This window comes from Marinilabilia rubra (assembly GCF_003121985.1).
GTDB classification, from domain to species: Bacteria; Bacteroidota; Bacteroidia; order Bacteroidales; family Marinilabiliaceae; genus Marinilabilia; species Marinilabilia rubra.
Genome location: NZ_QEWP01000009.1, coordinates 30704 through 45273, shown reverse-complemented (window position 1 = coordinate 45273; position 14570 = coordinate 30704). Strand labels below are relative to the sequence as shown.

General features: G+C 39.0%; 10 protein-coding genes. 2 read left to right on the top strand and 8 right to left on the bottom strand.

All coding sequences use genetic code 11. The features are described 5' to 3' along the window. Positions 1-4 precede the first annotated feature (4 nt). The 8 genes from DDZ16_RS12175 to DDZ16_RS12135 all read right to left on the bottom strand — a co-directional run bounded on the left by DDZ16_RS12175 (position 5) and on the right by DDZ16_RS12135 (position 9071). A complete protein-coding gene (locus tag DDZ16_RS12175; RefSeq protein WP_109264758.1) occupies positions 5-334 on the bottom strand; it encodes a hypothetical protein in 330 nt (109 codons plus the stop codon). A 634-nt stretch (positions 335-968) separates the two neighbouring features. Next, the gene (locus tag DDZ16_RS12170; protein ID WP_109264757.1) at positions 969-2900 is read right to left on the bottom strand and encodes a hypothetical protein; all 1932 of its coding nucleotides are present in this window, start codon (positions 2898-2900) and stop codon (positions 969-971) included. A gap of 48 nt (positions 2901-2948) precedes the next feature. Then, positions 2949-3494, bottom strand: a complete 546-nt coding sequence (locus DDZ16_RS12165; protein ID WP_109264756.1) for a hypothetical protein — start codon at positions 3492-3494, stop codon at positions 2949-2951. Continuing rightward, complete coding sequence (locus tag DDZ16_RS12160) at positions 3491-3883, bottom strand: hypothetical protein (RefSeq protein ID WP_109264755.1); 393 nt, start codon at positions 3881-3883, stop codon at positions 3491-3493. Before DDZ16_RS12160 ends, DDZ16_RS12165 begins: the two co-directional genes overlap by 4 nt. 60 nt (positions 3884-3943) lie before the next feature. Continuing rightward, a complete protein-coding gene (locus DDZ16_RS12155) occupies positions 3944-4813 on the bottom strand; it encodes a DUF1573 domain-containing protein (protein WP_158275659.1) in 870 nt (289 codons plus the stop codon). Next, positions 4810-6018, bottom strand: a complete 1209-nt coding sequence (locus DDZ16_RS12150) for a 6-bladed beta-propeller (RefSeq protein ID WP_109264753.1) — start codon at positions 6016-6018, stop codon at positions 4810-4812. The genes DDZ16_RS12155 and DDZ16_RS12150 overlap by 4 nt, the downstream gene beginning before the upstream one ends. A gap of 108 nt (positions 6019-6126) precedes the next feature. Continuing rightward, positions 6127-6495 (bottom strand): hypothetical protein, encoded by a 369-nt coding sequence (locus DDZ16_RS12145; protein ID WP_109264752.1) that lies wholly within the window; start codon positions 6493-6495, stop codon positions 6127-6129. A 362-nt stretch (positions 6496-6857) separates the two neighbouring features. After that, entirely contained in the window at positions 6858-9071 is a 2214-nt protein-coding gene (locus DDZ16_RS12135; RefSeq protein ID WP_109264750.1) for an O-antigen ligase family protein, read from the bottom strand. Between the two features lie 434 nt (positions 9072-9505). Between DDZ16_RS12135 and DDZ16_RS12130 the strand changes: the two genes are divergently transcribed. Together DDZ16_RS12130 and nifJ are read left to right on the top strand one after the other, a co-directional pair. After that, on the top strand, positions 9506-10684 hold the full coding sequence (locus DDZ16_RS12130) for an AAA family ATPase (RefSeq protein WP_109264749.1): 1179 nt from the start codon (positions 9506-9508) through the stop codon (positions 10682-10684). 113 nt (positions 10685-10797) lie between these two features. Continuing rightward, entirely contained in the window at positions 10798-14331 is a 3534-nt protein-coding gene (gene nifJ, locus DDZ16_RS12125) for a pyruvate:ferredoxin (flavodoxin) oxidoreductase (protein ID WP_109264748.1), read from the top strand. Positions 14332-14570 lie beyond the last annotated feature (239 nt).

Genomic DNA, 14570 nt, shown 5'->3' with positions numbered 1-14570 from the left:
TTATTTAGTTGCAGCTTGATGTGTACACAAAAGTAATGCTTGTAGTACAAGCTAAATTACCTGTTCCCAAACAATCGTATCCCCAATAATCATAGGATCTTGTACCACTAGTTCCGTCGCTTTTTTCACAACTCGTAGTACTACTTCCACTAATATATTTCCTTTCAGCTGCATAGTCGCCTGTTCCTTCCGGATTAGCCTGCGCTACCAGATTAAAAGCATCTAACGTAATATCCATGATTCCTTTCTCGTTCAACAGATTCATATTAAAAACTGTGGCTACAGCAAATAACATTGTAGCCATTCCGATAAAAACTTTCTTACGAATTTTCATAACAATAAAATTTTAAGATAAAAAATTGATTTTCCGGCAACTTGGTGATTTTTCAGTGTTCCCGTTTTGTTTCAAAATTCAATGCCCTCCTGCCTTGCAGGTAGCATTGTTCGTAATCAAAAGTTGATTACTGGGGTTTTTAATTTCTTATCTTTGCTACTTGTCCCGGTTTAGTGAATGTTGCATTTTCTCGAAAATGCTTACATCCTCTTATTCGGGATCACATCACCTCCTTTCTTTTTTAGGAAAGGGAGCCGGAAGAGGAAGCGTGGGCTTGGACAGCGTTTGGCTTCCTCTTCTTTTTCCCAGTTTGTTACACGGAGCACACAGAGAAGACACGGAGATTCATGGAGAGATATTTTAGGTGATTCTCATGGTGTTCTTGTGATATACCGGGTTGTTTCATAATTTATTTGTCTTTTTTGGTTACACGGAGCGATCGGAGGAGTAACAGTGATTCACATAGGATTATTTCTAATCTCTGTGTTTCTTTGTGACTACTCCGTGGTACTATGTGTAACAATTTCTTTCATTTCAGTCATAATTTTCCTTGTTGCTGTGGATTCAATTTTTACAGGGCTGTTCAATATATTTTGTGCTGTTTGTTTTGCTTTGCGGTCCGTTAAATAATAAATTACCACCAAACCTGTTTGCCATTCTCGTAAGAAAAAATCCTTTCCTCTCGGCCGGCTGAATGATTTCTTAGCCAGAAGAGGGCATTTGACGGTGCATTGTCGTATTGAAGCGTGGTTGAGTCGGCTGTTTTTCGACCTAATGATTTCCATTCTTCGTTCCAGTAGAACAGTTCATATTCATCGCCAGGTTGGATTGCGTTCATATCATTGCGGGGCATGTACTTTATTTTACTTATGACTTCCGGTTTATTGAACTTCATACCTACCCAGATATTTTCTTTCCAAATATTAACGAAAGTTAGGGGGTTATCATCAAAGGCTAATTCTCTTACGTTATTATAGTTTTTGGTTCCAATCACATCTCCCTTTAAAGAGGACTGTATGCTGTCGGAACCAAAAAATATAATTTCAGCAACATTTCCTCGTGATTGTGGAGGTGACAGGTATCGCACATACCTATAATGGGTATTATTTTCTATATGCAATGTGTTGAAGTGTTCTGATGGGCGTTCAGTAATTTCTGACAGAATTTCACGGTCGCTAAAATCCGGAGAGTTGGCACCCTCGAATCGGCCTCCTATCATTCGTTCCAACCATTTAGCATTGCGGTCGTAAAAAGTATATTTACGAAACAGATTAATTGTTGTCCTGTGAGAGGTGTCCGGAATGAAATACAGAATTTCACCATTGGGTTTTAATAAAAAAGGAGCATTTTTTTTTGTTATATTTTTGCCTTGAGCGTTTAATACATTATATACACCTCCACGACCCACTTTGCTAAAAGTCAGTGAGTTTTTTGTTGCTTTTGCCCTGGCAACAGGAGCCCAGCCTTCGCGGGTGAAAACGCTCAGCCATCCAATATTATTATCTTGAAAAAAACGTTTTTTCAAGGGTATTACCAAATCTGAGGTTTCTGTATATTGGTCTGTTACATCCGAAAAGAAGATAAATCCGGGTAATGAACTTTGCGGTTTTAGTGGGTTAGAAAAGTGTTTTTGTTGTTTGGTTTGTCCCGAGAAGGACTGCCGATAAACTTTTGCAAGTTTAAAATTGGCATTTTTGTATTTACCTGGAGTCCCATTATTGCTAATATAGGGGATGAATTTTTTTTCTGAGATGACTGCGATGTTCCAACTGTGACCAGAGGGTCGGTTTAAATAGGTGGGCGTAAAATCTATTGAAGTGGGTATACTTAGTGAGCGCATTAAGATCAATGAAAACTTGCTGATATCATCACATGAGCCTGCACGCAAAAAGTTGTATGTTTGTGGGCTTAAATCAGGGAGGTTAAGTGCCTTATTTCCCCAACGTACTCTGAATCCTTTTGTTTTTTTGTAAATCCAATTGTGGACTATTTTAAATGCATCTACCAGTGGCACATCTAAAATTGCACTGTCGTTTTCCTGAAAAAATTGTTTCCTGTAATAATTAATCCAAGAATTGTTTCCATTGGAATAAATGTTATAGGGCAATAAATATTCCTGAAAAACGTGTAAGGGAATTTGGTCAGACCAAGGTGTGAGTTGATAAAAATCAGTTACCTTGGAAACATGTTCAACCAGTTGTTCTCCTGTTAAATGAAATGCATCATTTACGACCTCCTTCCTGTTTTGATGAGAATAAAGGCGTGCCAGTTCTCGTAATTTTTCTTCCTGCAGTTTCGGGGTTGAGGTATACTTTTTTATAGTATCGCTGTAAATGCCCATGTTAGGAACTTTGTAATGCGTGCGATAGGGAACATGTTTCAGTAGAAATTGCAGAGCTTCAAGTTTTAGTGTGTCGTTGATGTCTGTTGATAAGCGGCTTATCTCCTGCTTTATGCTGTCGCATCTTGCCTGTACTTCTGGAGATATGCGGCATGCTTCTCTGTTGTTGCACGATGCAATAGAGAAAAGAAAGAGGATTTGGATTATTGTTAGGTGTTTTTTCATGGTATATAAGTTTGTTTGGTTTTCAATGATGCAAAAAATAGGGATTTTTTATTTTAAAGGCTTTTGGCATACCTCATAAAACAACTCCGTCATTTCCGGCGTTGCGAAAGGCGCCCCCACCATTTTTATCTTGTTTTCGGAATCGATAAGTATGGAATTGTCGATAATCCACCGTGGAATATCGCTGTTGTTTGCCAGAAATTTTCCCTCGGGGTCCATGATTGTGTAGTACTTATCCTCCACGTATTCGATGTCCAGAACATTGGTCATGAACTCACCATAACTGTTGCCTTTGATGACGAATAATACGGTATAACTGTTAGGGGTGTTGATGGAATCCATTTTTTGCTGCCACTCGATAAATTTGGGGTAGCAGGGGTTGCAACTGTTTTGGAGATAAACCACGGAGAGGTATCCGTGGTTTTGCTTTAGCTCGTCCAAAGACCATAGGGTGTTTCCTTGTTGGACGGTTTCAAAATTGTCAAGGTTAAGAGATTTATTCAGTATTTTACGAAGTTCCTTTTCCTTTGGGGGAAGGTTGTTGCATGAGAAAAGTAGAAATACTGTTCCTACTAAAAATAGAAAATTTTTCATTGAAATATGGTTATGTTTATGAAAGGGTGTGGTTTTCTGATGAGCATCAATAATGATAATAGATGCTGGTCAAAAGAGTCTTTATTTCCAAAATAGGAATGAAGCCTTTTTGTAAGGGGTAAGTCTAAAGTGTCAATGGCATCCATTTTTTGCTGCCACTCGATGAATTTGGGGTAGCTGGGATTGCAACTGTTTTGTAGGTAAACCATGGAAAGGTATTTATGGGTTTGTCTTTTTTCCTCTAATGTCAATAGGGTGATTGCTTGTTGGACAATTTCAAATTTTTCAAGTTTAAGAGACTTATTCACCATTTTCCGAGGTTTCTCTTCTTTTTGAAGTAAGCTGGTGCAAGCCCACAAAAGAAAATCTTTGGGGTGTGAAAAGCTCATAATAAGGTGTTTTTGCAATTATTGAAAGTTATTCTGTTATATAAAAAATGTAAGGTTAACTTATTCTATTACTACACCACATATGGTAAAACGAACTGGGGAATCTTTATCTTTTATATTTAAATAGAAATGCTTGTAAAATTGAGCGAAATCTAATGCTGTATAAGTTACAATAATTGAAAATGTTTCTTTTGGCATAATCGTTCTTTTGCTCAAACTAGTGACAATACAACCACAATTGCTTTTTATGCTTTCTATTGTAATTGTTTTATCTATAGTGTTTTCGAAAGTTAACCTGATTTGTTTTGAGTCTTTATAGTTTATTTCTCCAATATCAATTCTTCGGCTTTGAAATAAGCGTTCAAATTCTGACTGTTTAATATGGTTTTGAAATAAACTAGTTCTTTTTATATGATCAATATATATTTCTCTATAGTTGAATAATTTTGAATGAGGGAAAAAAACATTGTTACATGTATGATTTTGACTTATAGTAAAGTAATAAGGTTGTTTGTAATTTTCTAAATTTTCGGGAAATACGTATTCATAATCATATAAATTGACTGCAAAAAAATTATAGTTATTTTTGTTGTATTTTAGTTTTAGATCAGTTAGATTTTTTTCCGAAAAAATCAATAAAACTTCGGATTCATCTATGGCTTGACTTTTAATAAAGTCTATTTCTGTTTGCCATGTTGCTATTGGAGCATTTGGCGGTATTCTTAGGGCTAATGTGGTGTTTTTTAATGTTAAATCATTAATAAATAGTTGATTGGCATTTATGTCTAACAAAGATATGTTCCCTGATAGTGAAAAGGAGCATTGATTTTGAATATTTGTTAAAAAACATTCTTTGATTTTTTTATTAGTACATCCGGAAATGATTAGAATTACCAATAAGATGAAAAAAAAGAAATATTTTGTTTTCATTTCCATTGAATTAAAAAAAGCAAAGGATTGCTTTGGTTTGTAATTTTATTATCTATGTCTTTAAGAGGAATAGGTAACTCAAGTTCTTTATTTTTATATTCAGTTATCTCTTTTTTTACCGTATATGCGTCTTTTATTCCAACAAAATGCTCATCCCATTTAAAGGAAGGCATAGGTAAATTTAATACATCGCTTTGGCGTCTAAAGAATAATGGAATATTATATCCTTTTAGATTAGATTTATTGAATATGTAAAAACAAATCTTGTTATTTAAAGAATATTTTACATAAAGATGATTTTTAGATTCCAATACTGAGCGTATTTTTACGTAATTATTAAATTTATTTGACTTTCTGAGATCTTTTAATTCGTGCTCTGAAGACCAGTAGTTTAATGGGATGTTATATTTTTTACCAAAATTTAAAAAATATTTTTTGCTAATAGAGTCTCCGTGTATATGATAAACAGCATTAGTTAGCTTTTCACCTGCTAATACAACTGTGTCTTTGTAATAGCTTAGATTGTTTTTTGGGCGGGAAAACATATGAATTTCTGAGTTTTCCTTGTATTCAAAAGGCAAAGCTGTTTTATAAATTTTAGAATTTTGGTTACAGAAAAGTACACGCGATAATGAAGGAAAACTTTTTAAATTATACGAAGGCATAAATCCAGAATAAACTATCTTTCTATGGTTGCAAATATTTCGGAAATCGGTAACCATGTAATCAATTTTTTGTCTTTTAACAAATTTATTTTCTATGGTATAGGTTTTAAACGAATGGTTTCTGTTATCGTAAATTTCAATTAAACTGTCATTATCGCATAACGAAAAACCCGATATGTCGAGATATCCTTCCGGGCCTCTATTTTGATTGGAAATCTTGCTTAAGAACATGCCCTTTTTGTTGAAAATTTTAATTTCTTGAGATGTTCCATCATGAACAAAAATTTTGCTATTTTTAAATTGAATATCTTCAACTCTTCCAATTAATGCTTCAGGTGATGTCTCTAAAGGAATGACCTTAATTTCTTTAATAATCTCATCGGTTTTATCCCAATCCTTTTTCATTGGGTTAATATTAATTGTAGTAGCATTGTCTTGCATTTTGACAATTTGTCCTGAATTATCCTTATTGCATGATGAAGATAAAATCCCAAAAGTATAAAAGGCAAAAGTCAGTACTTTTAAATTGCTATAATTCATAATTATCTTTCTTGAATACTGCCTAAATAAACTATGTTTTTCAGTTTATTTTAATTGGATTCAAATTTTGTATTAAAGCTTATTTAGGCAGTAGTGCTTTTTATTTATCTAGTTGTTTTTTTGGCAAGTATGGAATGAACATCCCCCGGGACCACCGGTGTAGGTACAATAATTTTGTGTCCCATCGTGGGTGATGGGGTAACTAAAACCTATGGTGCAATCGATAGGCCCCCACTGTGTGTATATTATTCCCCCTATTGTACACTCCACTGTTTCAGTGATTGTACATTCTTCAGGATTATTGATATAGCCTACTGAATAATCTGGTCCTTCACTTTGCGCCTGCGCCATAATCGCAATAGCATCCAGTGACAAATCCCCTGTCCCATTATCATTCAACAAGCCCATGTTAAAAATCGTAGCCACGGCAAAGAAGCCTGCAACCACTCCAAATATTACTTTTTTCTTAAGATTCATTTTCTAAAATTTTAAATGATAAAAATTCAATTTTCAACGACCGAAGTCGTTGATTTCTTAAAAGTGCAATGTTATCCTGCCTGGCAGGGAACATTGTTTGTAACCACTTAGTGTGATTATCGTGTTTGGTTTATCATTATCTTTGTGTCATATCACCTCCTTTCTTTTTTAGGAAAGGGAGCTGGAAGAGGAAGCGTGGGCTTGGACAGCGTTTGGCTTCCTCTTCTTTTTCCCAGTTTGTTACACGGAGCACACAGAGGAGACGCAGAGATTCACGGAGAAATATTTTGTAATATTTTTGGTGATTCTCATTGTATCCTTGTGGTATTCCGGGTTGTTTCATAACTCATTTATCTTTTTTGTTACACAGAGGCCACGGAGAGACATAGAGGATTATTTGTTATCTCTGTGTAACTTTTTGATCCCTTCGTGTTACTCTGTGTGACAATTTCTTTCATTTCAGTCATAATTTTCTTTGTTGCTGTGGATTCTATTTTTACAGGGCTGTTCAATATGCCTTGTGCTGTTTGTTTTGCTTTTTGATGTTGGTCGCTTTTCACGTACAGTTTTGCCAGCAAATATTTAGGCAGGAGCATAGAGGGGACCATGGATGCACTTTTCCTGTAGGCCGTTTCTGCTTTCTTGTAATTGCCAAGTGCTTTGTAATTGTCGCCAAGGGTATTTTGGATGATGTAACTGCTCAAGTGGTTTTGCGCCAAGGTCAGGATTTTGTTGCTTTTTTTGTATTGTTCATTCATGCTGAGGGCCTTGCCGTACATTTGAAGAAAAAGTCCGTTGTGTTTCAATACAGGAAATACCTCTTCATAAGCTTCCGTGGCAATACCATAAGAGCGCATATTGTAAAACTGCGCAGCTTCCTGCCAGGTTTTCAGTGCAGCGTAATGTACCTGCCGCTTTGGGAAGTGCCAGATGCCGGCGGCAATAAGCATCCCGACAACGGACACGGTAAGAAGAAGGCTTTTTCGCCCCTTAGTGGTTATCAACGCTGGAGTTGTGGCAGATAACAGTGCGACAACTACGACCAGTTGCAATATGAAAGAACTGATGTCGAAGGGGTAGGAGAAGATACTGAATGTGAGAAGGGATACAAGAGTGCCTTTGAGACCGGAAATAAGAGTTGAGAGCCCCCTAAATCCCCCCAAGGGGGACTTCCCGGATGTCTGGGGGTATCTAAGTTTTGAGTTGAGAGTGTTGGGTTTCGAGTTTCTTGTTTTGAGTTTCTTGTTTCGAGTTTCTGGTTCCGTTTTGGGTGTGCTGTGATCGCGGGTTTGGGGTTCCCCCTCAAGGGGGTTAGGGGGTATAGGGTGGGGTTTTATGGGTTCATAGTTTAGAGTTTCTGGTTTCTTGTTGAAAGTTCCTGGAAAGAAGATTATTCCCAGCACCGCTCCCGCCAGCAACAACCCAATCAATCCCTTTTCCAGCCACAGTTTCAGAGGCTCATTAAAAGGCGCTTCCGGAGAGCCGGCCACCGCTGTCTGGGCATTTGTGCCATTACCACTCTCGAACCAGTTGGCCTGTTCGTCCATGTAAAGGGCACTGAAAGCACCGTTGCCGTGACCGGTCAAGGGGCGGTCTTTGATTAATTGCGCGGTGATCTGCCACATGAGCAACCGCCCGTTGGCCGAGCCTTGTTTCATGAGGTAGAGCCCCGTGCCCGCGCCGATGATGACAATGATAGCGCCCGTGATAATTAAAAAGCGGGTAAACAAACGCAATCGTTTGAAGGATGCCTTAAGCTTGTCCCTGAGCGAAATTGACCCCGGGTACGTCAGGAAAACATAAAGACACCCGGCAATACCGGCCAGCCATGCCGCGCGGGACTGTGCTGCTGGTATAATCAGAAGAATAGAGATAATGGTAAGCAACGAAAGCCACTTAATGCCTTGCTGTAAAATTTTATTGGCTGGAAATCTTGCCTTCGACCATTTAACAGGTATTACTCTGGCATCTTTCTCTCCGTGTTTCTCTGTGTCTTTTCTGTGAAACTCTCCCGAAAGATCAGGACAAGTTGTGTAGCAAATAACTGCCAACGGCAACGCGCTCACCACGAATCCCGAAAATGGCCCGGGATTATGAAAAGTTCCGGTAATCCTGAAAAGCGAATGAAATGAAGGTTGAACCCCATACAACTGCAGAAGCCCTAAACCGCTTTGCAAAAATGTTGTGAAGAGAAATACTATGGCCACACCGGCTATGAATTTATTGTTTGATGCCCCGGTGTGGATGAATAAATAAATGGAAAGCCACAATACTACCTGAAAGATGGTTTGCCCGAAAGAAGCATAATTTGTTTGAAGAATTACTTCATTTAATACCCACCAAATCGAGAGTAACAGAACACCTGCATCAATAAGACTTATTTTAACTCTCCTGGCAAATGGGAGCCAAAGTACAAGAAAAGCAATGACAACCAGCGATGTTTTCTCAAGTCTCCATTGTTTTGCGGTTACGAGAAATTGGAAGAAATCAGCCTTGATTGCAAAAATCGATGCAAAGAGCAGGACTGTCAAAATGAGAAAAATAATAAATGAAGCACGGGGTAGGGTGCGTATCATAATTATTGAGTTTAAGAGTAATTTTTACTTTTACAAATATTGATAAAAAAAATCATTTTTACAAATAATGGGGGGGGTAATTAATGATGAATGACTTGTTTTTGGTGATGAATATCATGTTTTTTTTTGGATAAGGCTTTTCGGATTGTTAATAAAAAGATAATCCATGTAAGATGTGTAAATATCGAAAAAAAGAAACATTGGCAACTATTGGATGCGGCCAATCATGGATTGTTTTCGAGTTTGTTTTTTGGATCCTTTTGTTTCTTTGGTAATAGGATGCTTTTGATTTAGTAAGGTTTCATGGCCTTGAGAAGTCTTTTACATTTATCTTTACTAAATATAAATAACAAACAAGACTAAAAAATGTAATCTGCAAGTTGCAAAAAGCTCGTTGCATTGTTTAAATTTGCCAACAAAACCTAATTGTTTTGATGCAGGCATTTATAAAAACGCACCGTTATTTGCTGGATCACCTGAATGTTCAGGTTAATCGGTATTTGCTCGAGTATATCGACTGGGAACATCGCCTTATTGGTATTCAGGGCTCTCGTGGTGTAGGGAAAACGACTTTCTTATTGGATTATGCCAAAACCCATTATGGCAATGACAAGGCCTGCCTGTATGTCAACCTGAACAATCTTTATTTTGCCGAAACCAGTGTTGTTACTTTTGCTGATGAATTCCGGAAGACCGGGGGCAAAATTCTCATACTTGATCAGGTGTATAAGTACCCAAACTGGGCTGAGGAACTTAAGTATTGTTACGACCATTTTGATGATTTGAAAATTGTTTTCAGTGGATCGCCATTGATGCGGCTTGATGAAGAGAATTCACAATTGGACAATCGTGCTAAGGTGTATAATCTTGAGGGGTTTACATTTAGGGAGTTCCTTAACCTTAAGACCGGTAATGATTTTAAGCCGGTAAGTTTTGATGAATTGCTCAATAACCATGAGATCATTGCCTCGGAGATTGTGGATAAGGTAAGGCCACTGGCATATTTCACCGATTATTTGCATCATGGTTATTATCCGTTTTTCCTTGAAAAGCGCAATTATCTTGAAAATCTGCTTAAGACCATCAATCTGGTGTTGGAAATAGACATCAGTTACCTGCAACAGATTGAATTGAAATATCTTCCCAAATTGCGGAAATTGCTTTATATTGTGGGCAAATCTGCCCCTTTTCAGCCAAATATCAGCAGGCTGAGTATTGATGTGGAAACCAGCAGGGCAACCATTATGAATTATCTGAATTACCTCAAACAGGGACGACTGGTTAGTTTGCTGTATGAAGAGGAAGCTGATCCGCTTAAAAAACCTGCTTGCGTATTTATGCAAAACCCCAATTTGGTTTATTCTGTAGCAAGAGGGGATGTGGAAATGGATGTGTTGCATAAAACCTTTTTCTACAATCAGGTAGGATATTTGAGTCGGATAAATAAAAGTAGCGATGCCGACTTTTTAGTGGATGGAGACAAACCGTTTTTTATTGGCGGACGCAATATTGAAAAGAAAAGCCGCAACAAAAAAGGTTATTTTGCCCGTGATATGGTCGAGATTGGATCCGGAAATCAGATTCCTCTATGGTTGTTTGGCTTTTTGTTTTAAGCTAAATGCTCACGGGAACCTGGAAAAATAAATTAAGTGGTTGACAGAACAGCTCAGAATACGGGCTGTGAAAAAAATAAACTGATTTTTTAAACAATAAGGAGAACAGACAAATGGTTAAAAACAAAAAGTTCATTACCTGTGATGGGAACTATGCTGCATCTCACGTAGCTTATATGTTCAGTGAGGTAGCCGCTATCTACCCCATTACACCGTCATCGAACATGGCCGAAAACATTGATGAGTGGGCGGCCAGCGGACGGAAAAACATTTTTGGAGAGACTGTAAAAGTTGAAGAAATGCAATCAGAGGCTGGGGCAGCAGGTGCTGTACACGGATCTTTGCAAGCGGGAGCATTGACTTCTACTTTTACGGCTTCTCAGGGGTTATTGCTGATGATCCCTAACATGTACAAAATTTCCGGTGAATTGCTTCCAGGCGTTTTTCACGTGAGTGCTCGTAGTTTGGCTGCCCAGGCACTTTCTATCTTTGGCGATCACAGTGACGTTATGTCTGCTCGTCAAACCGGGTTTGCTATGTTGGCAACCGGTAGTGTTCAGGAAGTTATGGATCTTGCCGGAGTTGCTCACCTTGCCTCTATCGAAAGCCGCATTCCTTTCCTTCACTTCTTCGATGGTTTCCGTACCTCGCATGAAATTCAGAAAATTGAAGCCATTGATCAGGATGAGTTGGCCAAACTGGTTGACCGCGATGCTTTGCAGAAGTTCCGTGACAATGCTTTGAATCCTGAACATCCGGTTACACGTGGTACAGCTCAGAACCCTGATATTTACTTCCAGTCGCGTGAGGCTTCAAACTCTTTCTATGATGCAGTGCCTGATATGGTTGCTGAATACATGGATAAGATTTCTGAAATTACCGGCCGTAAGTACCGTCCTTTCGACTATTACGGTGCAGAAGATGCTGAGCATATTGTGGTTGCAATGGGATCTGTTACCGATACCATTAAAGAGACTGTTGACTACATGAATGCTCAGGGAGAGAAGGTTGGATTGATCGCTGTTCATCTTTACCGTCCTTTTTCAGCAAAATATTTCTTCGAAGCTTTTCCAAAAAGCACCAAACGCATTGCAGTTCTTGACCGTACTAAAGAACCTGGAGCAAACGGTAATCCTCTTTATCTTGATATTCGTGACCTTTTCTATGGTAAAGAAGATGCCCCTGTTGTTGTTGGTGGACGTTATGGTCTTTCTTCAAAAGACACTACTCCGGCTCAGATCGTTTCAGTATTTGAAAATCTGAAAATGAATGAGCCAAAGAATGACTTTACCGTAGGTATCGTTGACGATGTGACATTCAAGTCACTTCCATTGAAGGAAGAGATTGACCTTGCACCAAAAGGTACTTTCGCTGGTAAATTCTATGGTTTGGGATCTGACGGAACTGTAGGTGCCAACAAAAACTCTATTAAGATTATTGGTGAAAATACCGATAAGTCTGCTCAGGCTTACTTCGCTTACGACTCTAAAAAATCCGGTGGTATTACCATTTCTCACCTCCGTTTTGGTGACGAAATAATCCGCTCACCCTACCTGGTGAATACTCCCGACTTTGTTGCTTGTCACGTTCCTTCATATCTGGGCAAATACGACATGCTTAAAGGGCTTAAAAAAGGAGGTACATTCCTGCTCAACAGTATTTGGGACGAAGAAGAAACCAAGAACAAGATTCCGGCCGATATGAAGAAGTACATGGCTGAGAATGACATTAAGTTCTACATCATCAATGCCACTAAGATTGCACAGGAAATTGGTTTGGGTAACCGCACCAACACAATCATGCAGTCCGCTTTCTTTAAGATTGCTGAAGTGATACCTTACGACCAGGCTGTTGAAGAAATGAAGAAGTTCATCGTTAAGTCTTTCTCAAAAAAAGGTGAAGACATCGTATATATGAACTTTAAGGCTGTTGAAGAAGGTGGTAACGTAACTAAAATTGAAGTTCCTGCAGATTGGACCAAGGTTCAGCCTGAAGCAGCTTCGAACGGAAAACAGGTGCCTGAATTCATCAGTAATATTGTATTCCCTATTAATGCTCAAAAAGGAGACGATCTTCCGGTAAGTGCTTTTAAAGGCCGCGAAGATGGTACCTTCCCTGCAGGAACTACAGCTTACGAGAAGCGCGGTATTGCTGTAGATGTTCCTGAATGGCAGATGGACAACTGTATCCAGTGTAACCAATGTGCATATGTTTGTCCTCATGCTTGTATCCGTCCATTCTTATTGGATGAAGAAGAGCTGGCCAATGCGCCTGAGGGTACTGAAGCTAAAAAGGCCAACGGAAAAGCTTTTGCCGGACTGCAATTCCGCATTCAGGTAAGTGTGCTTGACTGTACCGGTTGTGGAAACTGTGCTGATGTTTGTCCTTCCAAGCAAAAGTCTTTGATCATGAAGCCGCTTGATTCTCAGATGCAAGAAACAGAGCGTTGGGATTACATGTCTGAGAAAGTATCTATTAAAGATAATATTACACCCAAGTCAACCAATCTTAAGGCATCTCAGTTCGCACAGCCATTGTTTGAGTTTTCGGGGGCTTGTGCCGGTTGTGGTGAAACGCCTTATATCAAATTGATCACCCAGCTTTACGGTGATCGTATGATGGTTGCCAATGCAACTGGCTGTTCTTCTATCTATGGTGGTTCTGCCCCTGCTACTCCTTACTGTACCGATAAAAACGGTCACGGACCTGCCTGGGCCAACTCATTGTTTGAAGACAATGCTGAGTACGGAATGGGTATGGCTGTTGGTGTTGACAAACTTCGTGATCGTATCGAACGTCTGATGACTGAAAGTTTGTCTGAGGTAGCTGCTGATACCAAAGCTGCTTTTGAAGCATGGATTGAGGCTAAAGAAGACGGAGAAAAGACCCGTGAAGTATCCAATGCAGTTGTTAAAGCTCTGGAGAATGAGAAACATGCTGTTGCCAAAGAAATCCTTGCCATTAAAGATTACCTGGTGAAAAAATCCGTTTGGGTATTCGGTGGTGACGGATGGGCATATGACATCGGTTACGGTGGATTGGATCACGTGATTGCTTCAGGTCGCGATATCAATATCCTGGTTATGGATACCGAGGTTTACTCCAATACTGGAGGTCAGGCTTCCAAGTCAACTCCGGTTGGTGCAGTTGCCAAGTTTGCTGCCGCAGGTAAACAAATTCGCAAGAAAGATCTTGGTTTGATGGCCACTACTTATGGATACGTTTATGTTGCCCAGGTGGCAATGGGAGCTAATCAGAACCAATACTTCAAAGCGCTTAAGGAGGCAGAAGCTTATCCTGGTCCTTCTATTATTATCGCTTACTCTCCATGTATCAATCATGGGTTGAAAGGTGGTATGGGAGCATCGCAGGAAGAGTCTAAAAAAGCTGTTGAGTGTGGTTACTGGCACTTGTTCCGTTACAACCCATTGCTTGAGGCTGAAGGAAAGAACCCATTTGTTATGGATTCTAAAGAACCCGACTGGGATAAATTCCAGAACTTCCTGAAAGGCGAGGTTCGTTATACTGCCCTTATGAAATCATTCCCCGAACAGGCGGAAGAGCTTTTCAAGGCAGCTCAGGATAATGCAAAGTGGCGTTACAATACGTACCAGCGCTTTGCAGCTATGGCATACGATGCTGAATAATAAGTAATCATTATAGTCCTTTGAAGGGCAGCTCCGGTTCCGGAGCTGCCCTTTTTTAGTGATAAAAATTTGCAGTTGATTTGTTGGGATAGCTTTGCTAAATTGTGAATGATTTGTTTTATTTAAAATTGAAACGAAAGTAGCTTACTTTGGGAGGTATTATTGGGGGGAGATTTTGAATGTTTTATTAAACTCCTAATTGTCATGAATCTAAAAAAGATAGATTCTTGTTTTCAAGG